The sequence below is a fragment of the Methylocystis sp. sgz306128 genome (assembly GCF_056032725.1).
In genome coordinates this window covers 1-1225 of sequence record NZ_JBVYWO010000028.1, presented here as the reverse complement: position 1 = coordinate 1225, position 1225 = coordinate 1, and the positions used below count along the sequence as shown (strand labels likewise).

General features: G+C 54.8%; 1 protein-coding gene. It reads right to left on the bottom strand.

Going from position 1 to position 1225, the window contains the following annotated elements:
- Positions 1 to 59 precede the first annotated feature (59 nt).
- Positions 60 to 1159, bottom strand: a protein-coding gene (locus AC0N03_RS16730) for an IS3 family transposase (protein WP_474290046.1) whose coding sequence is annotated in 2 segments (ribosomal slippage) — positions 60 to 907 and positions 907 to 1159 — 1101 coding nt in all. Because the reading frame shifts where the segments join, the coding sequence is not laid out codon by codon here.
- Positions 1160 to 1225: the final 66 nt, after the last annotated feature.

Sequence of the window (1225 nt, the reverse complement as noted above, 5' to 3'; positions counted from 1 at the left end):
TGACCTGAGCCCCGACTTCCCTCCAGTTTTGGGGAGAGTCTTAGATTTGCATTTTGACCTCAAGCGGCCCTTTTTTCCATAGTGATTTTCATTGCAAACTCATTGGGCGTGATGTTGCCCAGCGATGAATGTGGTCTGTTTCGGTTGTAATCCTCCTTCCATGTTGCGATCTGCGCTCGGGCTTGCGCCATTGATGAAAACAGCGTTTCGTTGAGGCATTCATCACGGAAGCTGCCATTGAAGCTTTCGACGAAGCCATTTTGCATCGGCTTGCCCGGCGCGATGTAGTGCCATTCAATGCCGCTTTCCTGGCACCATTTCAGGATGGCCATCGAGGTCAGTTCCGTGCCGTTGTCGGAGACAATGGTTAGTGGTCGTCCTCGCCGGCCGATAATGGCATCCAGTTCCCGCGCCACACGCAGGCCTGATAGAGACGTGTCCGCGACGAGCGCCAGGCACTCCCGCGTGAAGTCATCGACAACAGCCAGAACACGAAACCGCCGTCCATCTGTGAAGGCATCGCTGACAAAATCGAGGCTCCAGCGTTCGTTCGCGCGAGATGGTAAAACCAGAGGCCGTCTGGTTCCCAGGGCGCGCTTGCGACCTCCGCGTTTACGAACAGTCAGCTTCTCTTCGCAATAAAGCCGCCTGAGCTTCTTCAGGTTCAGGACAATGCCCTGCCGATCCAGCATGACATGGATGCGTCGATAGCCAAACCGTCGGCGTTCGGACGCGATCTTCTTCATGGCCTCCCGAATAGGTGTGTCATCCGGGCGAACGCTCTGGTAGCGAACGCTTGACCGATCAACCGACAGAACTTCACACGCCCGACGCTGGCTCACATCATGCTTCTCGCAGACATGCGCCACAGCGTCCCGCTTGGCATCGGGCGTTACCATTTTTTTGCGGCAACATCTTTCAAAATGGCATTATCCAGCATCAGTTCCGCCAGCAATTTCTTCAATTTGGCGTTCTCGTCTTCGAGCGCCTTCAGCTTCCGCGCCTCCGATACGTCCATCCCGCCATACTTGGCTTTGTATTTGTAAAAGGTTGCTCCCGATATGCCGTGCTTGCGGCACACAGCGGCTGTTGTCTGGCCGCTTTCCTGCTCCTTCAAAATCCCGATGATCTGCTCTTCCGTGAACCGTGAACGCTTCATCCTATCCGTCTCCTCTAGCGACAGACTCTACCAAATTTTTGGAGGAGATTTAGGGGCTCAGGTCAA